General features: G+C 71.1%; 23 protein-coding genes. 15 read left to right on the forward strand and 8 right to left on the reverse strand.

Going from position 1 to position 24,677, the window contains the following annotated elements; translation table 11 throughout:
* Positions 1-3: 3 nt before the first annotated feature.
* The 5 genes from F1193_RS10315 to F1193_RS10335 all read left to right on the forward strand — a co-directional run bounded on the left by F1193_RS10315 (position 4) and on the right by F1193_RS10335 (position 4,314).
* Positions 4-330, forward strand: a complete 327-nt coding sequence (locus F1193_RS10315) for a phosphoribosyl-ATP diphosphatase (protein ID WP_150097603.1) — start codon at positions 4-6, stop codon at positions 328-330.
* 172 nt (positions 331-502) lie between these two features.
* The gene (gene coaA, locus F1193_RS10320; RefSeq protein ID WP_150097604.1) at positions 503-1,459 is read left to right on the forward strand and encodes a type I pantothenate kinase; all 957 of its coding nucleotides are present in this window, start codon (positions 503-505) and stop codon (positions 1,457-1,459) included.
* Positions 1,460-1,601: 142 nt separating this feature from the next.
* A complete protein-coding gene (locus F1193_RS10325; protein ID WP_150097605.1) occupies positions 1,602-2,294 on the forward strand; it encodes a glutathione S-transferase family protein in 693 nt (230 codons plus the stop codon).
* Positions 2,291-3,415 (forward strand): tRNA epoxyqueuosine(34) reductase QueG, encoded by a 1,125-nt coding sequence (gene queG / locus F1193_RS10330; protein WP_425457231.1) that lies wholly within the window; start codon positions 2,291-2,293, stop codon positions 3,413-3,415. Before F1193_RS10325 ends, queG begins: the two co-directional genes overlap by 4 nt.
* A gap of 8 nt (positions 3,416-3,423) precedes the next feature.
* Positions 3,424-4,314: an SDR family oxidoreductase gene (locus F1193_RS10335; protein WP_150097606.1), complete on the forward strand. Its 891-nt coding sequence runs from the start codon at positions 3,424-3,426 to the stop codon at positions 4,312-4,314.
* Between the two features lie 3 nt (positions 4,315-4,317).
* Here F1193_RS10335 and F1193_RS10340 read toward each other — a convergent pair whose 3' ends face one another.
* From F1193_RS10340 to F1193_RS10355, 4 genes are all read right to left on the reverse strand, one after another.
* Positions 4,318-5,064 (reverse strand): M48 family metallopeptidase, encoded by a 747-nt coding sequence (locus F1193_RS10340; protein WP_150097607.1) that lies wholly within the window; start codon positions 5,062-5,064, stop codon positions 4,318-4,320.
* A 397-nt stretch (positions 5,065-5,461) separates the two neighbouring features.
* Positions 5,462-7,156, reverse strand: a complete 1,695-nt coding sequence (gene phaZ, locus F1193_RS10345; protein WP_210247348.1) for a polyhydroxyalkanoate depolymerase — start codon at positions 7,154-7,156, stop codon at positions 5,462-5,464.
* A 252-nt stretch (positions 7,157-7,408) separates the two neighbouring features.
* Positions 7,409-8,221: an ABC transporter permease gene (locus F1193_RS10350; protein ID WP_150097608.1), complete on the reverse strand. Its 813-nt coding sequence runs from the start codon at positions 8,219-8,221 to the stop codon at positions 7,409-7,411.
* Entirely contained in the window at positions 8,218-9,000 is a 783-nt protein-coding gene (locus tag F1193_RS10355) for an ABC transporter ATP-binding protein (RefSeq protein ID WP_150097609.1), read from the reverse strand. The genes F1193_RS10350 and F1193_RS10355 overlap by 4 nt, the downstream gene beginning before the upstream one ends.
* A gap of 130 nt (positions 9,001-9,130) precedes the next feature.
* Here F1193_RS10355 and F1193_RS10360 point away from each other — a divergent pair, with 130 nt between their 5' ends.
* Both F1193_RS10360 and F1193_RS10365 read left to right on the forward strand, forming a co-directional pair.
* A complete protein-coding gene (locus tag F1193_RS10360) occupies positions 9,131-10,474 on the forward strand; it encodes an ActS/PrrB/RegB family redox-sensitive histidine kinase (protein WP_150097610.1) in 1,344 nt (447 codons plus the stop codon).
* A 200-nt stretch (positions 10,475-10,674) separates the two neighbouring features.
* Complete coding sequence (locus F1193_RS10365; RefSeq protein WP_150097611.1) at positions 10,675-11,244, forward strand: ActR/PrrA/RegA family redox response regulator transcription factor; 570 nt, start codon at positions 10,675-10,677, stop codon at positions 11,242-11,244.
* A 208-nt stretch (positions 11,245-11,452) separates the two neighbouring features.
* On the opposite strand, the gene grpE is transcribed toward F1193_RS10365, so the two are convergent.
* Both grpE and hrcA read right to left on the reverse strand, forming a co-directional pair.
* Positions 11,453-12,085, reverse strand: coding sequence for a nucleotide exchange factor GrpE (gene grpE / locus F1193_RS10370; protein ID WP_150097612.1), 633 nt, complete (start codon positions 12,083-12,085; stop codon positions 11,453-11,455).
* A gap of 64 nt (positions 12,086-12,149) precedes the next feature.
* Positions 12,150-13,250: a heat-inducible transcriptional repressor HrcA gene (hrcA, locus tag F1193_RS10375; protein ID WP_150097613.1), complete on the reverse strand. Its 1,101-nt coding sequence runs from the start codon at positions 13,248-13,250 to the stop codon at positions 12,150-12,152.
* A 197-nt stretch (positions 13,251-13,447) separates the two neighbouring features.
* On the opposite strand from hrcA, the gene rph reads away from it, so the two are divergent.
* The 3 genes from rph to hemW are packed head-to-tail and all read left to right on the forward strand — an operon-like array spanning position 13,448 to position 15,946.
* Positions 13,448-14,161, forward strand: coding sequence for a ribonuclease PH (rph, locus tag F1193_RS10380; protein WP_150097614.1), 714 nt, complete (start codon positions 13,448-13,450; stop codon positions 14,159-14,161).
* A complete protein-coding gene (gene rdgB / locus F1193_RS10385) occupies positions 14,161-14,802 on the forward strand; it encodes an RdgB/HAM1 family non-canonical purine NTP pyrophosphatase (protein WP_150097615.1) in 642 nt (213 codons plus the stop codon). The genes rph and rdgB overlap by 1 nt, the downstream gene beginning before the upstream one ends.
* Positions 14,789-15,946, forward strand: coding sequence for a radical SAM family heme chaperone HemW (gene hemW, locus F1193_RS10390; RefSeq protein ID WP_150097616.1), 1,158 nt, complete (start codon positions 14,789-14,791; stop codon positions 15,944-15,946). Before rdgB ends, hemW begins: the two co-directional genes overlap by 14 nt.
* Positions 15,947-16,178: 232 nt before the next feature.
* Here hemW and F1193_RS10395 read toward each other — a convergent pair whose 3' ends face one another.
* Positions 16,179-17,384 (reverse strand): penicillin-binding protein activator, encoded by a 1,206-nt coding sequence (locus F1193_RS10395; RefSeq protein ID WP_150097617.1) that lies wholly within the window; start codon positions 17,382-17,384, stop codon positions 16,179-16,181.
* A 90-nt stretch (positions 17,385-17,474) separates the two neighbouring features.
* Here F1193_RS10395 and rsmI point away from each other — a divergent pair, with 90 nt between their 5' ends.
* The 3 genes from rsmI to gshB are packed head-to-tail and all read left to right on the forward strand — an operon-like array spanning position 17,475 to position 19,927.
* A complete protein-coding gene (rsmI, locus tag F1193_RS10400) occupies positions 17,475-18,422 on the forward strand; it encodes a 16S rRNA (cytidine(1402)-2'-O)-methyltransferase (protein ID WP_425457230.1) in 948 nt (315 codons plus the stop codon).
* Complete coding sequence (locus F1193_RS10405; RefSeq protein WP_342781805.1) at positions 18,415-18,966, forward strand: YraN family protein; 552 nt, start codon at positions 18,415-18,417, stop codon at positions 18,964-18,966. The genes rsmI and F1193_RS10405 overlap by 8 nt, the downstream gene beginning before the upstream one ends.
* A gap of 4 nt (positions 18,967-18,970) precedes the next feature.
* Positions 18,971-19,927, forward strand: coding sequence for a glutathione synthase (gene gshB, locus F1193_RS10410; RefSeq protein ID WP_150097618.1), 957 nt, complete (start codon positions 18,971-18,973; stop codon positions 19,925-19,927).
* A gap of 105 nt (positions 19,928-20,032) precedes the next feature.
* Here gshB and F1193_RS10415 read toward each other — a convergent pair whose 3' ends face one another.
* Complete coding sequence (locus F1193_RS10415) at positions 20,033-20,671, reverse strand: outer membrane protein (RefSeq protein ID WP_170263519.1); 639 nt, start codon at positions 20,669-20,671, stop codon at positions 20,033-20,035.
* A gap of 227 nt (positions 20,672-20,898) precedes the next feature.
* Between F1193_RS10415 and F1193_RS10420 the strand changes: the two genes are divergently transcribed.
* Complete coding sequence (locus tag F1193_RS10420; protein ID WP_150097620.1) at positions 20,899-22,437, forward strand: YifB family Mg chelatase-like AAA ATPase; 1,539 nt, start codon at positions 20,899-20,901, stop codon at positions 22,435-22,437.
* A gap of 265 nt (positions 22,438-22,702) precedes the next feature.
* Positions 22,703-24,562: a response regulator gene (locus F1193_RS10425; protein ID WP_170263521.1), complete on the forward strand. Its 1,860-nt coding sequence runs from the start codon at positions 22,703-22,705 to the stop codon at positions 24,560-24,562.
* The last annotated feature ends 115 nt before the right edge of the window (positions 24,563-24,677 follow it).

Below are 24,677 nucleotides of genomic sequence, written 5' to 3' on the forward strand. Positions count from 1 at the left end.
GACATGACGGCGCGCGTCAGCCTTGAAGACCTCACGCATATCGTGGCCGAGCGCGGCCGCGCCGATCCCGCCCAGTCCTATACCGCCAAGCTGCTGGCGAAGGGCATGGACGAGGTGGCCAAGAAGCTCGGCGAGGAGGGCGTCGAATTGGCGCTGGCCGCGGTGGCCGGTCCGCGTGAGCGCGTGATCGCCGAGACCGCCGATCTCTTGTATCATCTTGCCGTCCTGCTGGCGGCGCGCGAGGTGTCCCTCGCCGAGGTCGAGGCGGAACTGGCCAAGCGGACCGGACGATCGGGCCTCGCCGAAAAGGCGTCCCGCACGAAGGAGTGAGAGGAACTCCGGCCCCAGGGCCGGATTTCGCGGGCCGGCCGCCGGATATCCCCTTCTTTGGGGCCGGCGAACTTGGTGCCGGGGTCACGCGGTGATCGTCCAGACCCCGTACGCTCCGGGAGCGAGACAAATCTTCCGGATTTCCAAAGGGACCAGAAACGGGACGCGCTGAATGGACACCCGGGTTGACGACGGCCTGTCGCCCTATCGCATCTTCACGCGGTCCGAATGGGCCAAGCTGCGCGCCGATGCGCCGATGACGCTGACGAAGGCGGAGGTGGCGAAGCTGCAGTCGGTCAATGACCGGCTGTCGGTCAAGGAGGTGGAGATGATCTACCTCCCCGTCTCCCGCCTGCTCGGCCTCTACGTCTCGGCCACCCAGAAGCTGTTCCGCGCCCAGCAGCGCTTCCTGGCCATCGAGGATGCCAAGATGCCCTACGTCATCGGCATCGGCGGCTCGGTGGCGGTCGGCAAGTCGACCACCGCCCGCGTGCTGCAGGCGCTGCTGGCGCGCATGAGCCCGGCGCCCAAGGTCGACCTCATCACCACCGACGGCTTCCTCTACCCCAATGCGGTGCTGGAGGCCGAGGGGCTGATGGAGCGCAAGGGCTTCCCCGATTCCTACGACATGCCGGCGCTGCTGCGCTTCCTGTCGGACGTCAAGGCCGGCCGCAATCCGGTGCGGGCGCCGATCTATTCGCACCTCGTCTATGACATCGTGCCGGGCGCCTATACCGAGATCGACCGGCCGGATGTGCTGATCGTCGAGGGTCTCAACGTGCTGCAGACCGGCGAGATGCTGCCCAGGGACGGCAAGGCGATTCCCTTCGTCTCCGATTACTTCGACTTCTCGGTCTATATCGACGCTGACGAGGACGTGCTGGAGCGCTGGTACATCGACCGGTTCCTGGCGCTGCGCTCGACCGCCTTCCGCGATCCGCAATCCTATTTCCGACGCTACGCCGACCTTTCCGACGACGAGGCGACCGCCACCGCGCTGACGATCTGGCGGCGGATCAACCTCACCAATCTGCACGAGAACATCCTGCCCACCCGCCAGCGCGCCGACCTGATCCTGAAGAAGGGCGCCAACCACCTCATCGAGGAAGTGGCGTTGCGGAAGCTCTGAAGCGCCGGCCTTCGAAGCCGAATTTGCAGCCGCGCCAAGCCGTTTCGACAACACCTGTTCGGCCATGCCGGTTGCCGGCAGCCGGTCCGGCGGGCTATGACATCGGCCCTCCCGCCGCCTCATTGCTCGGCAATCCGAGGTCATGCCCGAACTTTTCCATCTGCCGTTTTGTCCGCTGTCGCGTTTCGTCCGGCTTGCCCTGGGCGAATATGGCGTGGACGCCCGCCTGATCGAGGAACGTCCCTGGGATCGGCGCGAGGCGTTCCTGATCCTCAACCCGGCCGGCACGCTGCCGGTGCTGCGGGACGATGACGGACGCGCCGTGCCCGGCGTCGCGCTGGTGGCCGAATATCTCGACGAGGCTATCGGCGAGACGCTGGGCGACCGGCGGCTGCTGCCGGTGGAGATCGACGAGCGCATTGAGGTGCGCCGGCTGATGGCGTGGTTCTTCGACAAGTTCTATCACGAAGTGGCCGGGCCGCTGGTCGGCGAGCGCATCGACAAGCGCATGATGACGCTGGCCCAGGGCGGCGGCCCGCCGGACATGACGGCGATCCGCGCGGCGAAGGCCAACATCAAGTATCATCTGCAATATATCGGCTGGCTGCTGCGCGGCCGGAACTGGCTGGCCGGCGAGCGGCTGACCTATGCCGACATCGCGGCGGCGGCGCAGCTCTCCAGCGTCGACTATCTCGGGGACGTGCCCTGGCACGAGGACGAGGCGGCAAAGCAGTGGTACGCCAAGATGAAATCGCGGCCCTCGTTCCGTCCGATCCTGGCCGACGCGATGGCCGGCATGCCGGCCTCTCCGAGCTACGCCGACCTCGATTTCTGACCGCCGACGCGCTGAAGGCGGCACTGATTGCCCGCGCCCGTGCCGAGGGCTTCGACCTGGTGCGCATCGCCGGGCCGGACGCCGCGCCCGAGGCCGGCGCGCGCCTCGCCGCCTGGCTCAAAGCCGGCTTCCACGGCACGATGGCGTGGATGGCGGCCACCGCCAACCGCCGACCGGCGCCGCGCCTCGTCTGGCCCGACGTTGCCTCGGTGATCATGCTCGGCGTCAATTACGGACCGGCCGAGGATCCGCGCGCCGCCACCGCGCGGCCTGAGCGCGGCGCCATCTCGGTCTATGCCCAGGGCGACGACTATCACGACGTCATCAAGGGGGCGCAGAAGCGGCTGGCGCAGTGGCTGGTCGCCAGCGCCGGCGGCGACGTCAAGGTGTTCGTCGACACCGCGCCGGTGATGGAAAAACCGCTGGCCGCCGCCGCCGGCCTCGGCTGGCAGGGCAAGCACACCAATCTGGTGGCCCGCGACTTCGGCTCCTGGCTGTTCCTCGGCGCCATCTTCACCACGCTGAAGCTGCCGGCCGATGCGCCCGAGCGCGACCATTGCGGCTCCTGCCAAGCCTGCCTAAAGGCCTGCCCCACCGCGGCTTTCCCGCGGCCCTACCAGCTCGACGCGCGCCGCTGCATCTCGTATCTGACCATCGAGAACAAGGGGCCGATCCCGCGCGAATTCCGCGCCGCGATCGGCAACCGCATCTATGGCTGCGACGAATGCCTCGCCGCCTGCCCGTGGAACAAGTTCGCGGTGGAGGGCCGCGCGTTGCGCCTGGCCGCCCGCGCGGAATTGAAGGCGCCGCCGCTCGCCGAGCTCGTCCGGCTCGATGATGCGGCGTTCCGGGCGCTGTTCGCCAAAAGCCCGGTCAAGCGCATCGGGCGGGTGCGCTTCGTGCGCAACGTCTTGATCGCAATCGGTAATTCCGGCGAACTGGCGCTTGCGGCCGAGGTGCGGCGGCGGCTCGACGATGCCGAGCCGCTGGTGCGGGGCGCCGCCGCCTGGGCGCTCGGCCGGCTCGATCCCGCCGCGGCGATGGCAGAGGCGACGGCGCGTGCGGCGGCCGAGCCCGACGACGGCGTCCGCGCCGAATGGCATTATATCGCAAGGACTTGAGGAAACCCATGGCCACGCTGGTCGTCATCGGTCTCGGCTATTCCGCCACCCGCGCCGTCGAGGAGGTGGCCCCGCGCTTCGACCGCATCGTCGTGACGGTGCGCGATCCGGCCCGCGCCGCCGGTCTCAACGCGTCGGGCGTCGGCAGCGTAGCGGTCGAAGCCCTGGCGTTCGACGGCACTGCGGCGTCGGATCGGCTCGCTGCGGCGCTGCACGGCGCCGATGCGCTGCTGGTCTCGGCGCCGCCCGCCGCCGACGGCGCCGATCCGCTGCTCGCCTGCCACCGCACAGACCTCGATGCGGCCCGCCGCCTCGCCTGGGTCGGCTATCTTTCGACCGTCGGCGTCTATGGCGATGCCGGCGGCGGCTGGGTCGACGAAACCTCCCCCTGCCGGCCGGTCTCGCCGCGCTCGGCGGCGCGGCTCGCGGTCGAGGGCGCCTGGGCCGGCTTCGGGGCTGTGCGCGGCGTGCCGGTGGTGATGATGCGGCTGTCGGGCATCTACGGCCCCGGCCAGAACGCGCTGGAGCAGGTGCGCTCCGGCACCGCCAAGCGCATCGTCAAGCCCGGCCAGGTGTTCAACCGCATCCATGTCGACGACATCGCCGGGGCGGTGGCGGCAAGCCTCGCGCGACCCGATGTGACGGGTCCGCTCAACGTCACCGACGACGAGCCGGCGCCGCCGCAGGACGTCACCGCCTTTGCCGCCGAACTTCTCGGCGTGCCGCCGCCGCCCGAGCAGGACTGGGAGGCGGCGTGGCCGACGCTATCGCCGATGGCCCGCTCGTTCTGGGGCGAATCGAAGCGGGTGAAGAATGCGCGGCTGCGCCGGGACCTCGGCTACCCGTTGCGCCATCCCACCTATCGCGAGGGCCTGCGGGCGCTGCTGGCGGCGGGCTGAGGGTCATCGCCCATAGCGGTGGAGCTCCGCGCCGTGCCGGCGCAGCCACTGGCGGGCGGCGCCGTAGTCCGGGCAAAGCTCGGCGACCAGCGCCCAGAACCGGTCCGAATGGTCGAGATGGACGAGGTGCGCCACCTCATGCGCCGCCAGATAGTCGATCACCCAGGGCGGGGCCATGACGATCCGCCAGGAGAAGGACAGCCGGCCCGAGGCGGAGCACGAGCCCCAGCGCGAGCGGACGTCGCGGATGGTGATGCGGGCGATCTCGCGGCCGACGGCGGCGGCGTGGCGGGTGCTGGCCTCGGTCAGGTCGGCGCGCGCCTGCCGCACCAGGAAATCGTGCACCCGGCGGGCCACATGCGGCGCCTCGCCGGCCACCACCAGCCGCGGCGTGCCGTCCGCGCCGTCCTCGGTCCAGGCGGTGCCGCGCGCGCCCGGCCGGTGTTCGATGCGGTGATATGCGCCGCGCAGCGGCACGCTCGCCCCGTCGACGAACGCCACCTGCGGCGGCAGCCGGCTCAGCCGCGCCATAAGCCAGGCGGCGTGACGCTCGGCGAACACCGCGGCCTCGGCCAGCGAGCCGCGCTTGGGCACGGTCAGCACGGCATCGCGCTCGGCAGCCCGCAGCCGCAGCGTGTAGCGCTGGGCGCGGGCCGAGCGCCGGACCGCGACGATGACGCTCTCGCCGGCATGACGCAGGACGAGCGTCGGGATGGTCGGGGACGGGGCGGAACGGCGGCGAATCGTCATCGCCCCCGATCATACGAATTCCAGGAGATCAGTTCGTTAATCAGGATGCGATCCCACCGGAAATCTCTGATCGAACCCGGAGTCCGGAATTCCTTCGGTCTTCGCGCGATCAGGGAAACAGGATCGCCGTCCCTCTGAAGTCGAGGCCGGAATTTCTGGCGGCGAGAACACGAATCCCCGGCGCGACCGGCCGCAATCAGGCTCCGTCACGCCGAACTATATCCTGACGGAGGTCCACAAACGCGATCTGCCGCCGCGATGACGTGGGGTTGGCCGTGGGGTCGACTCGCCGGCCGGGCCTGCGATCGAAGGGAGACGAAACGAAAAATGCCCGCAGCTCGTGCGGGCATCCTTCGTCGGTCGCGGTGGCCAGACGTTCGCGGTGGCCGGACAGAGCTCAGCCGGCGGCGGCGGGCACGGTCTGCTTGTCCGCCAGCCGCGAGGCCTGGGCCACCCATTTGTCGCGCGCCGCCCGGCCCTTGTAGTGGGGCAGCCGGGCGTCGAGTTCCTTCAGCTCGGCGTCGGTGAAGCCCGCGAGCTGCCAGAAGTGCCACACCCCGGCCTCGTTCAGGAGCTGCGACAGCCGCGGCCCGACGCCGGAGATGCGGGTCAGGTCGTCGGGCGTGCCCTGCGGGGCGCTGAGGAAGGCCCGCCGCGCCGCGCCGGCCTCGGCCGCCCCGCCCTCGGCCGCGCTGCCCTCCGGCTCGGCGCCGGGCCGGATGTCGATGCCCTTGGTGCCGAAGGTCTCGATGAGCTGCTGCGAGGGCGATTTGATCGCCGCGGACTTGCTCTCGACGGACTTGCCCTCGACGGACTTGCTCGCGGCGGATTTGGTCGCGGCCGCCTCGTCCCGGCGCTCGTTCGCCCGCATGAAGGCGGCGATGCGCGGCGCGATCTCCTTGCGGAAGCGCGAGCCGTTGAACACGCCGTAGTGGCCGACGCCCGGCTGGACGTAATGCTGGCGCTTGTCGGCCGCGAGCTCGCTGGCCAGCCGGTGGGCCGCCTCGGTCTGGCCGCCGCCGGTGATGTCGTCCTTCTCGCCCTCGACCGTCATCAGCGCGACGTTGCGGATCTTGGACGGGTCGACCGGGATGCCGCGATGGGTCATGGTGCCGAGCGGCAGCGCGTGCTTGATGAACACCGTCTCCACCGTCTGCAGGTAGAACTCGGCGGTCAGGTCCATCACCGCCATGTATTCGTCGTAGAATTCCTTGTGCTTGGCGGCGCTGTCGCCGTCGCCGCGCACCATGTGCATGTACAGCTCGCGGTGCGCGTCGACATGGCGATCGAGATTCATCGTCATGAAGCCGCTGACCTGCAGAAAGCCGGGATAGACTTGGCGCATGAAGCCGGCGTGCGGGAACGGCACCTGGGTGATGACGTTGCGCTTGAACCAGCCGATATCCTTGTCGTGGGCCAGCTTGTTGACCGCGGTGGGGTTGGAGCGGGTGTCGATCGGCCCGCCCATCAGGATCATCGACAGCGGCACGTCGGGGTCGTTCGCCGCCTCCATCCGCGACACCGCGGCGAACGCCGGCACCGAGGGCTGGCAGACGGCGATGACGTGGGTGTCGCCGCCCAGCGCGTGCAGCATCTCGATGACGTAGTCGATATAGTCGTCGAGGTCGAACGTGCCGGCGGCGAGCGGCACCACCCGGGCGTCCTCCCAGTCGGTGATGTAGATGTCGTGGTTGGGCAGCAGCGTCTCGACCGTGCCGCGCAGCAGCGTCGCATAATGGCCGGACATCGGCGCCACCAGCAGCACCTTCGGGTCGCGGCGCTCGACGTCGGCGAATTCGCGCTCGAAATGCAGAAGCCGGCAGAACGGCCGCTCCCACACCGATTGGATGCGCACCGGCACCGGCTCGCCATCGACCATGGTGGTGTCGAGGCCCCATTCCGGCTTGCCGTAGCGGCGGGTCATCCGCTCGAACATCTCGCACGAGGCGGCGATGGTCTTGCCGACCGGGGTGCTCGACAGCGGGTTCATCGGGCTCTTGAAGTAGACGCGGGCGACGTCGGCCGCGGCCCGGTAGGGTGACAGCGCCGCGTGCGTCAGCTCGAACCAATGATAGTACGGCACGGGATCCACCTTCCTGTCCTGGCCGGCCGGTCCGCAGGGCGCGCCGTCTTGGCCGGTTTCATCGACGTTGCGTCATCAACCTGTCCGAGAACGAGCGGTTCCGGCCAACGTGCTGCACTGCAAAACGGTCAGCCAAAAAAGCTCGGAAAATCCTGCGTCGCGACGGTATCGAGATACGCCGGGACGGCCGCGATCAACCGAGGCCTTCAGCTTAGTCGGATTGTTACAAATAAGACAATCCGCCTTTCGCCCAGGAAGGCGTCATTCGCCGGCGGAGATCAGCGACCCTTGGTCGCGGGCGGACTCGACGAGCCGCGAAAACGCCCATGCTGCGGCCGCGAACAGCACGGCGTTGACCAGCAGCGCCCGCGCCATCAGGTCGGCGCGGAAGACATGGTCGATCACCAGCGTCCGCATGCCTTCGAAGACATAGGTCGGCGGCAGCAGCCAGGCCACGTGCTGCAGCCAGTCCGGCAGCACGGCGACCGGGTAGTAGACGCAGGCCAAGGGCATGAACAGGAACATGATGGTCCAGGCCAGCCCCTCGGCGCCCAGGCCGTTGCGCAGCACGAGGCCGGACACCACGAGCCCCACCGACCAGCTGGTGAGAATCAGATTGGCGAAGAACGCCGCCAGCGCGAAGCCCATGGCGTAGATGTTGAAGTCGAAGAAGAAGATCGCCATCACGCTGACCGGCACCATGCCGATGGCCAGCCGCACGATGCTCATGATCATCAGGCTCGCCACGAACTCGGCGGTGGTGAGCGGGCTCATGAGCAGGTTGCCCATGTTGCGCGCCCACATCTCCTCCAGGAACGACACCGAGAAGCCGAGCTGGCCGCGCATCAGGATGTCCCACAGCAGCACCGCGCCGATGAAGGCGCCGCCGGCGCGGGCGAAGAAGGTGGCGTTGTCGGCCACATAGAGCTGGATGAAGCCCCAGGTGAGAAGCTGCACCGCCGGCCAGTAGACGAGCTCCAACAGCCGCGGCCAGGACGAGCGCAGCAGGTACCAGTAGCGCAGCACCATGGCGCCGACGCGCCGCGGCGAGAACAGCACCGCCGCCCCGCTCATGCCCCGGCCTCCGCGCCAGCCGCGCCGCGGCCGCGGGCGACGTCGAGGAACACCTCCTCCAGCGTGCTGCGGCCGTAGCGGGCGAGCAGGCGCGCGGGCGTGTCGTCGTCGACGATGAGGCCGCCCTTCATCATGATCACCCGGTCGCACAGCCGCTCCACCTCGCCCATATTGTGCGAGGCGAGCAGGATGGTGGCGCCGCGCTGCCGGCAATAGTCCTGCAGGCGCGAGCGGATCCAGTCGGCGGTGTCGGGGTCGAGCGAGGCGGTCGGCTCGTCGAGCAGCAGCACCTCGGGGTCGTTGATCAGCGCCTTGGCCAGCGCCACCCGCGTCTTCTGGCCGGCCGAGAGCTTGCCGCACGGGCGGTCGAGCAGCCCGGCGAGGTCGAGGCCCTCCGCCAGCCGGGCGATCTGCCCCGCGACGTCCGCCACGCCGTAGAGGCGGGCGAACACCGAGAGATTCTGCTGCACGGTCAGCCGGTGCGGCATGTCCACATAGGGGCTTTCGAAATTCATCCGGTGCAGCACCCGGTGGCGCTCATGCGCCATGTCGGCGCCGAGCACCGCGACGCGGCCGGCCGAAGGGCGCACCAGCCCCATGATCATGGCGATGGTGGTGGTCTTGCCGGCGCCGTTGCCGCCGAGGAGCCCGGTCACCGAGCCGGCCGCGATGTCGAAGCTGATGCCGCCCACCGCCAGCGTGGCGCGGTAGCGCTTGACGAGGTCGCGGGCGGCGATGGCCGCGACGGCTGGGGACGGGGCTGGGGCTGGGGCGGTCATGAGCGGGCGGGTCAGGGCCAAGTGAGCCTATACGAGATCGGCCGGGCAGGCGAGGCGGCGCGCGCCGGCGCAATTTGGAGCCGGCGCAATTTGGATTCGCGCGGCCCGGCCCCGCCGATATAGTGGGGCCATGCCGAAGCTTCTCGCCAGCACCCAACGCATGGAACGGCGCAGCCTGCGCCTCGATACGCTGCTCACCTTGCGCTGGCTGGCGGTGGCCGGCCAGGCCATGGTCATCGTCGTGGTCTATCACGGCTTCGGCTATCCGCTGCCGGTGGGCTGGGCGCTGGCGGCGGTCGGCATCTCGATCTGGCTCAACATCGCGCTGCGCCTGAAATATCCCAACGCCCACCGCCTCACCAACAAGGAGGCGGCGGCCATCCTCGCCTTCGACATCGTCCAGCTCGCGCTGCTGCTCTATCTCAGCGGCGGGCTGGAGAACCCGTTCGCGCTGCTGTTTCTCGGCCCCGTCCTGATCTCGGCCAGCGCGCTGCCGCCCTCCACCACCGTCTATCTCGGCCTCCTGGCGCTGGCCTGCGGCCTGGTGGTGGCGGCGGTGCACCAGCCGCTGCCCTGGGCGCCGGACAGCCCGCTGCGGCTGCCGCCGCTCTACCAGGCCGGCGTGTGGCTGGCGATCCTGCTCGGCATGTCGTTCGTCGGCGTCTATGGCTGGCAGGTGGCCGAGGAGACCCGCCAGCTCACCGACGCGCTCACCGCGGCCGAGCTGGTGCTGGCCCGCGAGCAGCATCTGTCCGCCCTCGACGGGCTGGCGGCGGCGGCGGCGCACGAGCTCGGCACGCCGCTGGCCACCATCGCCACGGTGGCCAAGGAGCTGGAGCGCGAGCTGCCGCCGGACAGCCCCCAGGCCGACGACATCCGGCTGCTGCGCGAGCAGAGCAACCGCTGCCGCGACATCCTGCGCAAGCTCACCTCGCTCGGCACCGACGAGGCGCCGTTCGACCGCATGCCGATCTCGCTCCTGCTGGAGGAGGTGGCCGCGCCCCACCGGCTGATCGGCGTCAGCGTGCGCATCGAGCGCCTCGCCGACCGGTCGAGCGAGCCGGTGCTGCTGCGCAATCCCGGCCTGCTCTACGGGCTCGGCAACATCATCGAGAACGCCGTCGACTATGCCGAGCGCGAGGTGGTGATCTCCATCCGCTGGACGCCGCGCGACGTGGTGGTGACGGTGGTCGACGACGGTCCGGGCTTCGCGCCCGACCTGCTGGGCAAGCTCGGCGAGCCCTACGTCACCGCCCGCTCGCTGGACCGGCGCAAGGCCGCGGCCGGCGACCAGTCGGGCCTCGGCCTCGGCTTCTTCATCGCCAAGACGCTCCTGGAGCGCTCGGGCGCCATGCTCACCATCGCCAACCGCGTGCCGCCCGAGCACGGCGCCATCGTGCGCATCGGCTGGCTGCGCGCGGCGCTGGACGAGGCCGCGGCGGCCTTGCCGAGCGAAACGCAGGATATATCTTGAGTTATGCGGTTTGCGGCCTGCAAGGCCGGAGAACCGCATGCCGATCGCCGAAAATCCTATCATCGAACAAGGGATTTTCGGCGAGCCCGTTTCCGGTATCCCGAAGGGATCAACCGGAAACCGAATGACGCGGTTTGCGGGGATCACGAGGCGGTCCCCCGGAACCCGCCCGAAGGCCTTGATCCGGGGAGCGGAAGAGTATGACCGACGCAAGCGCGGGCGAGGTACCCCAGACCACGCTGCCCGACGACAAGTCGCTGCTCATCGTCGACGATGACAAGGCGTTCCTGCAGCGTCTGGCGCGGGCGATGGAGGCGCGGGGCTTTTCGGTCTCCACCGCCGAATCGGTGGCCGACGGGCTGGCCTTCCTCGATCACGGCGCGCCGGCCTTCGCGGTGGTCGACATGCGTCTCGGCGACGGCAACGGCCTCGACGTCATCGCCAAGCTGAAGGAGAAGCGCCCCGACGCCCACGGCATCGTGCTGACCGGCTACGGCAACATCGCCACCGCGGTCAACGCGGTGAAGGCCGGCGCCATCGACTATCTGGCCAAGCCCGCCGACGCCGACGACGTCGCCGCCGCGCTGCTGGCCAATGCCAGCCGCAAGCCGGAGCCGCCGGAAAACCCGATGTCGGCCGACCGGGTGCGCTGGGAGCACATCCAGCGCGTCTACGAGCTGTGCGGCCGCAACGTCTCGGAGACCGCGCGCCGCCTCAACATGCACCGCCGCACCCTGCAGCGCATCCTCGCCAAGCGCGCCCCGCGCTGATCCGCGCCGTCCTCTTCCTTCCCTCTCCCCTTGCGGGAGAGGGTGCCGAGCGATCAAGGATCGCGAGGCGGGTGAGGGGTGAATCTTCAAACGCTCGTCCGCACTTACCCCTCACCCGGCTCGACCTCGTTTCACTCGGTCTCGCCACCCTCTCCCGCATGGGGAGAGGGAAGACGCCGAGCCGATCACCCTGAACCTTTGTCAGCGCTCACGAATTGGCGCCGCCGCCGTCCTCGGCCGGGGTGGCGGGGGCCTGCTTCGGCCCGCCCTTGGCGACGCCGACCAGCGCCGGGCGCAGGATGCGCTCGCCCAGCACGTAGCCGGCCTGCACCACCTGCACCACCGTGCCGGTCGGCACGTCGGGGTTGGGAATCTCGAACATCGCCTGGTGCAGATTGGGGTCGAACCGGCCGCCGGCCGCCTCGACGCGGCGCACGCCGTGCTTGTCCAGCGCCTTGGCCAGCTCGCGCTCGGTGAGCTGCACGCCCTCGACCAGCGCCTTGAGCGCCGGATCGTGCGCCACGGCGTCCGCCGGCACGGCGGCCAGCGCCCGCTCCATATTGTCGGCGACGTTGAGCACGTCGCGGGCGAAGGCGGCGATGGCGTAGCTCTTGGCGTCGGCGACCTCGCGCTCGGTGCGCCGGCGCAGGTTTTCCATCTCGGCCAGCGTGCGCAAGAGCTTGTCGCGCAGGTCGGCGGCCTCGGCCGCCAGCGCCGAGGCGTCGGCGACGGGCGAGGCGGCCGCCGCCTCTGCCGGGTTCGGCTGGGCGGCGTTGTCCTGCGCGGCGTCGGCGGTCTCGGGTGCCTGGTCGGGATTCAAGGGGTGTCCGGACGTCGTCATGACGGCGATCCTGCCTTGCATGTCGGGAAAGTCGAGCCGGATATCGGCGGGAAGGCGCGAAAAATCAAGCCGAGGCGGGATCGCGCGGCGGCGCCCCGAGCAGGCGGCTCACCACTTTCGCCGTGTAGTCGACCATCGGGATGATGCGGGCATAGTTCAGCCGGGTCGGGCCGATCACCCCCAGCACGCCGAGGATTCGGCCCTCGGCGTCGCGGTAGGGCGCGGCGATGGTGGAGGAGCCCGACAGCGAGAACAGATTGTTTTCCGAGCCGATGAAGATGCGCACGCCCTCGGCGGCCTCGGCGCGGTTCAGCAGGTCGATGACGCCGCGCTTGGTCTCCAGGTCGTCGAACAGCGTGCGGATGCGCTCCAGATCCTCCAGCGCCTTGAGATCCTCCAGCAGGTTGGCCTGGCCGCGGACGATGAGCTGGCGCTCGCCGACCGCGCCGCCCGACCAGGAGGCGAGGCCCGCCTGCACCAGACGCTGCGTCAACTGGTCGAGCTCCGCCTGGCTGGCCTTGAGCGCGCCGGCAAGCTCGGCGCGCGCCTCGGCCAGGGTGCGGCCGCGGATGCGGGCGGAGAGGAAGTTCGACGCCTCGACCAGCGCCGAGGCCGGCAGGCCGGCCGGCAGCGGCACCACGCGGTTTTCCACCTGGCCGTCGTCCGACACCAGCACCAGCAGCGCCTTGCCGGGGTCGAGCCCGACGAACTCGATGTGCTTGATGCGCGGGTCGGTCTTGGCGACCAGCACCACGCCCGCCCCGCGCGACAGGCCCGACAGCAGCGTCGAGGCCTCGGCCAGGATGCCGGACATGGTGCGGCCTTCGCCTGCCACCTGGGCCTCGATCGAGGCGCGCTCGGAGGCCGGCAGGTCCCCCACTTCGAGCAGCGCATCGACGAAGAAGCGCAGGCCCCCCTCGGTCGGCAGCCGGCCGGCGGAGATGTGCGGGGCGTAGATCAGGCCGGCCTGCTCCAGGTCGGCCATGACGTTGCGCACCGAGGCCGGCGACAGCGGCGTGGTGATCAGGCGGGCGATGTTGCGCGAGCCGACCGGCTCGCCGGTGGCGAGATAGCTCTCGACGATCTGCTTGAAGATCTCGCGCGAGCGCTGGTCGAGCTGGGCCAGCGCGACGGGCGGCACGACGGCGGGGTATTCAAGCGGCACGGTGGGATTCTCCTCGCTCCCTAATCTGTTGCCGCAGGACGCCGGCCGCAAGCCCGCGCCGCGCGCCGACCGCAAAGCCCGCGCCGCGCGGCGGCGCTGATGCTGAGCCAGCTTGCCCGGGCAGACTCCGCCGCATAGAACGGCCCGACCCGTGTCAGGCAAGAGCCGGATCGAACCCCGTCTTCAGGAGAGAGCCCATGCGTCCGTCCCACCGCGCCCCCGACCAGATGCGCGCGGTCTCCCTGGAGCGCGGCGTCGCCCGCTACGCCGAGGGCTCGTGCCTCGTGAAGTTCGGCGAGACGCACGTCTTGGTTTCCGCAACGCTCGAAGACAAGCTGCCGCCGTGGCTGAAGGGCCAGGGCCGCGGCTGGATCACCGCCGAATACGGCATGCTGCCGCGCGCCACCCACGAGCGCACGCGCCGCGAATCCTCGACCGGGCGGCCGTCCGGCCGCACCCAGGAGATCCAGCGCCTGGTCGGCCGGGCGCTGCGGGCCGTCGTCGACCTGCCGGCGATGGGCGAGCGCCAGGTCACCGTCGACTGCGACGTGCTGCAGGCCGATGGCGGCACCCGCACCGCCGCCATCACCGGCGCCTGGGTGGCGCTCCATGACTGCTTCGCCTGGATGAAGGCGCGCAACATGATCCCGCGCATCCCGCTGAAGGACCACGTGGCGGCGGTGTCCTGCGGCATCCATGGCGGCCTGGCGGTGCTCGACCTCGACTATGACGAGGACTCCAACGCCCACACCGACGCCAATTTCGTGCTGACCGGCGAAGGCGGCCTGGTCGAGATCCAGGGCACGGCCGAGAAGGATCCGTTCAGCGAGGCCGACCTGATGGCCATGCTGGCGCTGGCCCGCAAGGGCGTGGGCGAGCTGGTCGCGCTGCAGAAGCTGGCGGTCGGCTGATGGCGCGCCGGCTGGAAGGCGGCAAGCTCGTCGTCGCCACCCACAATCCCGGCAAGCTGCGCGAGATCCGCGAGCTTCTGGCTCCCTTCCGCGTCGAGCCGGTCTCGGCCGGCGAGCTGGGCCTGCCCGAGCCCGACGAGACCGGCACCACGTTTGCCGAGAACGCCCGCATCAAGGCCGCCGCCGCGGCGCTGGCCTCCGGCCTGCCGGCGCTGGCCGACGATTCGGGGCTCGCGGTGTGGGCGCTGCACGGCGCGCCGGGCGTCTTTTCCGCCCGCTGGGCCAATGCGGGTAAGGATTTCCTGCCGGCGATGGCGCGCGTCGAGGCGGAACTCGCCGCCCGCGGCGCGGTGGCGCCCGGCCAGCGCATCGCCCGCTTCGTCGCGGCGCTGTGCCTCGCCTGGCCGGACGGCCATGTCGAGACGGTCGAGGGCACGATCGACGGCGCCATCGTCTGGCCGCCGCGCGGCGATCTCGGCTTCGGGTATGATCCGATCTTTCGTCCCGAGGGCGAGGCGCGGACATTCGGCGAGATGAGCGCGCAGGAGAAGCACGGCGTCGACTGGGACGCCGGGCGCGGCCTGTCGCATCGCGCCCGGGCGTTTGTGAAACTGGCGGAGACGTGTCTTGTGCGACGATGACGCGGATCCCGGCTTCGGCGTCTATGTGCATTGGCCGTTCTGCCTGGCCAAATGCCCCTATTGCGACTTCAACAGCTTCGTCCGCCCGCCGGGCGTCGACGAAGCCGGCTACGCCCGCGCCGTCACCCGCGAGATTGCCGCCACCGCCCAGCGCATCGGCCGGCGCACCGTGCGCTCGATCTTCCTTGGCGGCGGCACGCCCTCGCTGATGCAGCCGGCCACCGTGGCGGCGGTGCTGGAGGCGGTCGCCGAGCAGTGGTCGCTCGCCGACGACGTCGAGATCACCATCGAGGCCAACCCGACCTCGGTGGAGGCCGAGCGTTTCCGGGGCTATCGCGATGCCGGCGTCACCCGCGTCTCGCTCGGCGTGCAGGCGCTGAACGACGCCGACCTCAAGGCGCTCGGCCGCATGCACAGCGCCGCCGAGGCGCTGGCGGCGCTCGACGTGGCGCAGAGCACCTTCGCGCGCGTGTCGTTCGACCTGATCTATGCCCGCCCCGGCCAGACGGTGGCGGACTGGCAGGCGGAGCTGACCCGTGCGCTGTCCTTCGGCACCGAGCACCTGTCGGCCTACCAGCTCACCATTGAGGAGGGCACGCCGTTCTTCGCGCTTCAGGCGGCGGGCCGGCTCGCCACGCCCGATCCGGAGCTTGCGCGCGCGCTGTTCGACCTGACCCAGGTGCTGACCGGTGAGGCGGGCCTGCCGGCCTACGAGGTCTCCAACCACGCCCGGCCCGGCGCCGAGAGCCGCCACAATTTGATCTATTGGCGCTCGGGCGAATATGCCGGCATCGGCCCCGGCGCCCACAGCCGGCTCATTATCGACGGCCGCCGCCGGGCGCTCGCCGCCGAGCGCGATCCGGCGGCGTGGCTTAAGCGGATCGAGGCCGGGCAGAGCGGCGCCGTCACCGACGAGGCGCTGAGCCGCGACGAGATCGGCGACGAGTTCCTGCTGATGGGGCTCCGCCTTGCCGAGGGCATCGACCTCGAGCGCTTCGCGGCGATGTCCGGCCGCAGCCTCGACCCCGCGCGCATCGCCGACCTCACCGGCTTCGGCTTCATCGAGCGGACCGGCGACCGCCTGCGCGTCACGCCGGCCGGCTTTCCCATTCTCGACGCGGTGGTGGCCGACCTCGCGGCGTAATCCCGATTCGTTTGGCAGGATTTCCGGCTGATCGGCTCGCCCTTTCTTCCCCTCTCCCCTTGCGGGAGAGGGTGCCGAGCGATCGAAGATCACGAGGCGGGTGAGGGGTAAATCTTCCAGCGTTCACCGGTACATACCCCTCACCCGGCTCAACCTCGCTAACGCTCGGTCTCGCCACCCTCTCCCGCAAGGGGAGAGGGAAGTAAGATTCTCGCCCCTGCGCCTGATGCGATTACGCCGTGGTGAACGAGCGCGGCGAGGGCGAGATGATGCGCGCGGCGCCGTTGCCGATCTGGTGCACGGCCAGACCGCGCTCGGATGTGCCGTCCGACTTGAAGCGGAAGATGCCGTCGATGCCCGAGAAGCCGGACGGGTTGGTCAGCACGCCCTCCGAGAAGCGCTGCGCCCCTTGCGTCTTCACCAGCGCCGCCACCAGCGACACCGCGTCGTAGGACAGCGAGGCGGTGCGCACCGGCTCGGATCCGAACTTGGCGCGGTAGCGCTGGGCGAAGCCGCGGAAGCCGGTATTGTCGGGCGCGGCGTACCAGGCGCCGTTGAATGCCGGGTTGCGGTGGACCGCCGGGTCGTCCCACAGGCCGGTGCCGATCAGCACCGTGCGGCTGGTGTCGAGGCCGGTGGCGCGCAACTGGGTGACCACCGCCGCCGCCGCGGTGTGGCCGTCGGGCACAAACATGCAGTCGGCCTGCCGGGCCACGGCGCTGACCTGGGCCACCGCCGCGGCCGGGTTGCCGGCGGCGTAGCGGGCGAGCCCGAGCACCCGGCCATTGTTCTTGGCCACCGCCTGCTGGAACTCGGCCTCCACCACCTGGCCGTAGGCGGTGTCCGGCAGCAGGGCCGCGAACGACTTGCGGCGCTGCTCGGCGGCGTAGCCGACGATGCGGTCGACGTCGGAGGCCGGCAGGAAGCTCAGAAGATGGACGCCGCGCGAGGCGACCTGGGCGTCGGTGGAAAACGCGATCACCGGCACCCCGCGCTGGCGGGCGATCTGGCCGGCCGGGCGCACCGCCACCGCGAACAGCGGGCCGAGGATGATCTCGCAGCCTTCCGAGATCGCCTGTTCGGCGGCCTGCTGGCCACCCTGGGCCGAGCCGCCGTCATCCTTGACGATCAGCGAGATGTCGGGCGCATTGAATTCGGCGATCGCCAGCTCGGCGGCGTTCTTGAGCGACTGCGCCGCGGAACCGGCATTGCCGCTCGCCGTCAGCGGCAGGATCAGCCCGACCCGCACCGAGCCGGTGCCGATCGACATCGACGGCTTGCTCTCGGCCGGCCCGGCCGGCGGCGCATCGCCGAACATGTTGGCGCTCTGGCAGCCGCCGAGCGTGGCCGACACCCCGATGCCCGCGCCCAGGCCGGCCAGCCGCAGCGCGGTGCGGCGCGATAGCGTTCCGTCCTCAGCGCGCTTCGGCGTGCGCATTCCCACTGCTCCGCAATTGGCGATTCCCGTTCTCAGGGTGCGATCGCCACAGATTTCTGTCAAAACGACGCCTGGGAGACATCCGTAAAGGTGACGGGGCCTGTGGACAAGCGGCATCGGACCGGCGGCGCCGAGGCGGGCGGCCGCGACGACCGGTCGTACCTGATCGCGGGCGCGCGGCTTGCCGCCCCCCCGGCGCGGGCCGGCCTGCACGTGGTGGCGACGCCGATCGGCAATCTCGGCGACATCACGCTGCGGGCGCTGGAGACGCTGGCGGGGGCGGACGTGATCGCCTGCGAGGATACGCGGGTGAGCAGCCGGCTGCTCGCGCGCTATGGGCTCCGCGTGCCGCTCTTGCCCTATCACGAGCACAACGCCGCCGAGATGCGCCCGCGCCTCCTGGGGCGCCTCGCCGAGGGCGCCTCCGTGGCGCTGATCTCGGACGCCGGCACGCCTTTGGTCTCCGACCCCGGCTTCCGGCTGGTGCGCGAGGCGATCGCTGCGGGCGTCCACGTCGAGGCGGTGCCGGGGCCCTCGGCGCTCCTGGCGGCGATGGTGGTGTCGGGCCTGCCGACCGACCGCTTCCTGTTCGAGGGCTTCCTGCCGCCGAAGCAGGTTGGCCGGCTGGCGCGGCTTTCCGAGCTTGCCGCGGTGCCGGCGAGCCTGGTGATGTTCGAGACCGGCCCGCGCCTCGCCGACAGCCTGGCCGACATGGCGACAGCGCTGGGCGGCGCCCGGCCGGCGGCGGTGTGCCGGGAGCTGACCAAGCTGCACGAGGAGGTCCGCCGCGGCACGCTGGCGGAACTCGCCGCCGCCACCGTGGGCCTGGAGCCCAGGGGCGAGATCGTGGTGGTGGTCGGCCCGCCTTTGCCGGCGGCGGCGCCGGCCGAAGCCGACATCGATTCGGCGCTTGCGGCGGCGCTGGCCGGAGCCTCGCTCAAGGACGCGGCGGCCGAGGTGGCGGCCGCGTTCGGCCTGCCGCGGCGCACGGTCTACCAGCGGGCGCTCGATCTCACCAAGGGGCACAAGGATGGCTGAGCACCGACCGGTCCGCCCGCCGCGCACGCTGGTCAAGCCCGGCGACATCAAGGCGAAGATCGCCGCCGAGCGCGAACAGGCCAAGCGCGCGCAGATGCCGGCCGGCCCCCCGGCTGTGGCGGTGGAGCCCGCGCCCGACTCCGAACCCGTCTTGCCGTCCACCGAGGCGGCGCGCCAGCCCTCGCCGGAACGGCAGATCGCCCACCGCTTCGGCCTGTCGGCCGAGAGCGTCGCCGCGGTGCTGCTGGTCAGCAAGGGGTTTTGCATTCTCGCGCGGCGCTGGCGCTCGTCCTGCGGCGAGGTCGACATCGTGGCGCGCGACCGCTCGACGCTGATCTTCGTCGAGGTGAAGGCGCGCCGCCACCTCGACGATGCCGCCTATGCGCTCGATGTCCGTCAGCGCCGGCGCATCGCCACCGCCGCCGCGCTGTGGCTGGCGCGCCGGCCCGACCACGCCCGGCTGAACGTGCGCTTCGACGTGGTGCTGGTGGCGCCGCACGCTCTGCCGCGGCATATCCCCGCCGCCTTCGATTGTGATGGATGAGACGATGAGCCTACGCGTCGCCGTGCAGATGGACCCGATCGAGCGGATCAGCATCCGCGGCGATTCCACCTTCGCGCTGCTCCTGGAGGCGCAGGCCCGCGGCCATGCACTCCATTACTATACGCCCGACCGGCTGGCGCTGGTCGACGGCCGGGTGTTCGCCACGGTGCAGAAGCTCGCGGTGCGCGACGTCGCGGGCGACCATGTCACGCTCGGCGCGGCGGAGCGCATCGAGCTTTCGACCCTCGACGTCATATTGATGCGCCAGGATCCGCCCTTCGACCTCGCTTATATCAGCGCGACGCACCTTCTGGAGCGCATCCACCCGGCGACGCTGGTGGTCAACGACCCGGCCTCGGTGCGCAACGCGCCCGAGAAGATGTTCGTCACCGAGTTTCCCGAGCTGATGCCGCCGACCCTGATCAGCCGCGACCGCGACGAGATCGCTGCCTTCCGCGCCCGCCACGGCGAGGTGGTGATGAAGCCGCTCTACGGCCATGGCGGCGCCGCGGTGTTCCGCCTCGGCGTGCGCGACCCCAATTTCGGCTCGTTCTACGACATGTTCGCCGCCACCTTCCGCGAGCCGTGGGTGACGCAGGCCTTCCTGCCGCAGGTGGCGGCGGGCGACAAGCGCATCATCCTGGTCGATGGCGAGGCGGCGGGCGCCGTCAACCGCGTGCCGCAGCCCGACGACATCCGCTCCAACATGGTGCGCGGCGGGGCGGCGGCGGCGACCGAGCTGACGGCGCGCGAGCGCGAGATCTGCGCCACCATCGGCCCGGCGCTGAAGGCGCGCGGCCTAGTGTTCGTCGGCATCGACGTGATCGACGGCTTCCTCACCGAGATCAACGTGACGTCTCCAACGGGAATCCGCGCCATCCGGTCGCTGGGCGGGCCGGACCTCGCCCGGCGCATCTGGGACGCCATCGAGGCCAAAAGATCTCATACGGTTTCCGGTTGATCCCTTCGGGATACCGGAAACAGTCTCGCCGAAAACCCCTTGTTCGATAACGGGATTTTCGGCGATCGGAATACGGTTCTCCGGCTTGATCAGCCGGAAACCGTATCAGAATTTATAGTTGAGGCCGACGCGCAGCAGGTCCACCCCGCTCTTGTAGGTGGAGGGCTCGGAGCCGGCGCCGACATCGCGGAAGCTGCCGAAATCCAGGCGCAGATACTCGATGCGCGCCGAGACGTTGCCGGCGAGCGCCGTCTCCGCGCCGCCGCCCGCGACCCAGCCGGTACGCGCCACCGCCAGCACGTCGCCGCTGCCCTGGTCGAGGGCGAAGCCGCCGGTGCCGTAGAACAGGACGCCGCCGAGATCCTGGCCGGCGCGGCCGCGCAGCGAGCTCCAGCCGCCGCCGAACGCGCTGCGATAGGTCTGTCCGTCCCAGATGCTGCGGCCGGACTCGGGGCCGCCGCCCGCCGCGTCGAAGCTGGTGTCGCCCTCGACGCCGACCATCAGCGCGCCGAACTGGAGGTCGTAGCCGGCGCCGCTGCTGCCCTGGAACGTCCACCCGGTGGCGCGGCCGGTGATCGCCGGCTCGTCCTGGTGGCTTCGGGCTTCTTGGGTTGACTGGATCGACTGGGCGTCCTGGATCGACTGGGCGTTTTGGGCCGCCGGGCGTTGCGGCAGCTCGGCCGCCTGCCCGATATGCACTGCTGCGACCAGCAAACTGGCCGCCGCAAGGCTTGGTCTGACCATGCCGGTTTCCCCCTGCCTCGCCGGATACGGTTTCCGCGCGATCCCGTCGGAATCACGGAAACGCGCCTCTACCGTACCGTCAGAACGTGCCGTGGGCGAAGCCATAAAATAGGCCACGCAAAGCCGGCAATAATTCGACCGATCGCCGCGTCGCCGGCGATGTTCCGTCATTGTTCTTGCGCGGGCCGACAACCGCGCGCTACTGTTGCGCGAATGCGGGGGCGGGCATGGTCCAGCGTGCGGCGACGGTGGCGTTCCAGGGCGTTGAGGCGGTGCCGGTCGACGTCCAGGTCCAGGTGGCGCCGGGGCTGCCGGCGTTCAACGTCGTCGGCCTTGCCGACAAGGCGGTGTCGGAGGCGCGCGAGCGGGTGCGTGCGGCGCTGATCGCCTCGGGCCTCGCTTTGCCGGCGCGCCGCATCACCGTCAACCTCGCCCCGGCCGACCTGCCCAAGGAGGGCTCGCACTACGACCTGCCGATCGCGCTGGCCCTGATGGCGGCGATCGGCGCGATTCCGTCCGATGCGCTCGACGGCTTCTCGGTGGTGGGGGAATTGGCGCTCGACGGCCGCATCGCCCAGGTCTCCGGCGTGCTGCCGGCGGCGATCGCCGCCAATGCGAGCGGCCGCGGCCTGATCTGCCCCGGCGCCTGCGGCCCGGAGGCGGCGTGGGCCAGCCCGGACATGGAGATCCTGGCGCCCGCCTCGCTGATCCAGCTCGCCAATCACTTCAAGGGCACGCAGGTGCTGGCGCGGCCCCGCCCGCAGGTGGTCTCGCCCACCACGCCGCTGCCGGATCTCGCCGACATCAAGGGCCAGGAGAGCGCCAAGCGGGCGCTGGAGATCGCCGCGGCCGGCGGCCACAACCTGTTGATGGTCGGCCCGCCCGGCGCCGGAAAATCGATGCTGGCGGCCCGCCTGCCCTCGATCCTGCCGCCGCTGACGCCGGCCGAGCTGCTCGACGTGTCGATGGTGATGAGCGTCGCCGGCGAGCTTTCGGGCGGCGCGCTGACCGACCGGCGGCCGTTCCGCGCGCCGCACCACTCGGCCTCGATGGCGGCGCTGGTCGGCGGTGGCCTCAGGGCCCGGCCCGGCGAGGTGTCGCTCGCCCACAAGGGCGTGCTGTTCCTCGACGAATTGCCGGAGTTCCAGCCGCAGGTGCTCGATTCGCTGCGCCAGCCGATCGAGACCGGCGAGGTGGTGATCGCCCGCGCCAACCACCGCGTCACCTACCCCGCCCGCTTCATGCTGGTGGCGGCGATGAACCCGTGCCGCTGCGGCGAGGCCGATACGCCGGGCTACACCTGCCGGCGCGGTCCCAACGCGCGCTGCAAGGCCGACTACCAGAGCCGGCTGTCGGGCCCGCTGCTCGACCGCATCGACCTCACCATCCAGGTGGCGGCGGTCACCGCCGCCGACCTGGTGCAGCCCGCCCCCTCCGAGGGCAGCAAGGAGGTGGCGGCGCGCGTCGCGGCCGCGCGGGCGCGGCAGGCGGAGCGCTTCGCCGCGCTCGGCCAGCCGCACCTCCTCACCAATGCCGAGGCGGCCGGCCCGCTGCTCGACGAGATCACCCGCCCGGATGCCGCGGGGCTGGCGCTGCTGCGCGAGGCGGCGGAAAACCTGCGGCTCACCGCCCGCGGCTATCACCGGGTGCTGAAGGTGGCCCGCACCATTGCCGATCTCGACGGCGCCGAGACGGTGGGCCGCCGGCATCTGGCCGAGGCGCTGTCCTACCGGGCTGCGGCCGACCGCGCGGCGCAGGCGGCGTAATCGGGTTTCCGACTGAGCCCATCGGAACGGCCGCTGGCCGGGAGCGCCCCTTATCTCCCCTCCCCCCGCGCGCTGCGCGAGCGGTGGGGAGGGGTCGGAGTTGGCCCGGACAGTTCTGTTGAGCCCCATCCCGCCGGCCGTTTACCGCGCCCTAACCATCGCGCCATGTTGGCCCGCCGAAGCGGGGCCGGCCTGCCGCCTCGACACCTCCGGGCAAGCTTCCTCCGTCACCGTTATGGGAAATCTAGAACGCCCGAGGTCTGCCATGCTCGACACGCCCGATGCCGCCTATGCCCTGACCGGCGTGGCGGCGCTCCTGGCCCTGGCGCTGCTGCTGGTGATCGGCGCGCTGGCGGTGTCCCGCGCCGCGCTGAGGCGCCGCGCGGCGGTCCAGGCGCAGACCATCGCCGGCCTGACCCAGCGGCTGGCGCTCGCCGAGCACGCCGCCCAATCCGGCGAGACCCAATCCGGCGAGACCCAGACCGGCGAGACCCAAGCGGGCCAGAGCCGATCCGGCGAGACCGCGCCCGCCGCGCCCGAGCTCATCCTCGCCCAGCTCGCCGACGCCCGCGAGCGCGCGGAGGCCGCGAGCCGCGCCAAGAGCCGGTTCCTCGCCATCGTCAGCCACGAGGTGCGCACGCCGCTCAACGGCATCCTCGGCATGGCCGACCTCCTGCTCGACACCGCGCTGACGCCGGAGCAGCGCAGCTACACCGCGGCGGTGAAGACCTCCGGCGAGGCGCTGCTCGGCCTGATCGAGGAGATCCTCGACTTCTCCAAGATCGAGGCCGGCCGGCTCGACCTGCAGGAGACCGCCTTCGACCCCGGCCGGCTGGTGGCGGAGATCGTCGAGCTTCTGGCGCCGCGCGCCCAGGCCAAGGAGATCGAGCTGGTCGCCGACCTCGACGACGCCCTGCCGCGCCGCGTGCTGGGCGACCCGGCCCGCCTGCGCCAGGTGCTGCTCAATCTGATCGGCAATGCCGTGAAGTTCACCGAGGCCGGCGGGGTGAGCGTGGCGGTGGCGCCCGCCGAGGGCGGCAGGCTGGCGTTCAGGATCGCCGACACCGGCCCCGGCGTCGCGCCGCAGGACCGCGCCCGCATCTTCGCCGAGTTCGAGCAGGCCGACGTCACCGCCACCCGCCGGCACGGCGGCGCCGGGCTCGGCCTCGCCATCGCCGAGCGCATCGTGCGCGGCATGGGCGGCTCGATCGCGCTGGAGAGCGAGGCCGGCCGGGGGTCCATCTTCTCGTTCGCGCTGGCGCTGCCGGCGCTGGCCGAGGCCGATCCGGCGGCGTGGCCCGACCTCACCGGCCAGACCTGCCTGGTGATCAGCGAGTCGCCGGTGCTGGGGCCGATCCTGCGCACCCGCCTTGCCGCGTGGGGTGCCGCGTCCACCCTGGCGCCCGACGCCATGACCGCCGGCCTGGTGCTGCGGGAACGCACCTGGGATGCGGTGATCGTCGACCGCGGCATCGGGCTGGAGGCGGCGATGGCGCTGGGCGCCGCCGCGCGCCCCTGGGCCGGCCGCCGCATCGTGCTGGTGAGCCCGGCCGAGCGGGACGACCTCGCCAGCCTGCAGCAGGCGGGCTACGACGTCTATCTGGTCAAGCCGGTGCGGCCGGCCTCGCTGGCCGAGCGCCTGCGGCCGGGCCTGCCGAGCGTGGCGGCCCCGGCGATCCAGCCGGCCGATGCCCTGCCCGGGCTCGCGCCGCCGGAGCCGGAGGTCCGGCTGTCGGTGCTGGTGGCCGAGGACAACGACATCAACGCCTTCCTGGCGCGGGTCATGCTGACCAAGCTCGGCCACCGGGTCGAGGTGGTGGGCGACGGCGAGGCGGCGGTGGCGGCGGTGGCCGAGGCGCATCGCGTCGGGGCGCCGTTCGACCTGGTGCTGATGGACGTGCAGCTGCCGCGCCTCGACGGGCTGGAGGCGGCGCGCCGCATCCGGGCGCTTGGCGAGGCGGGGCATGTGCCGATCATCGCGCTCACCGCCAACGCCTTCGCCGAGGACCGGCGCGAGGCCGAAAGCGCCGGCATGGACGGCTTCCTCACCAAGCCGCTCGACGCCGACGGGCTGAAGAGCGTGCTGGCGGACGCCGGCGGCGCCCGGCCCGCCGAAGTGGCGTGATACGGTTTCCGTCTGAGTCCCTCGGGATCGGACGGGCACCTCCGGGCGCGTGGTTCGACTGAGTTAACCCCACCCGGCGCCTTCGGCGCCACCCTCCCCGAAGATCGGGGAGGGA

Source organism: Blastochloris sulfoviridis, from assembly GCF_008630065.1.
GTDB classification, from domain to species: Bacteria; Pseudomonadota; Alphaproteobacteria; order Rhizobiales; family Xanthobacteraceae; genus Blastochloris; species Blastochloris sulfoviridis.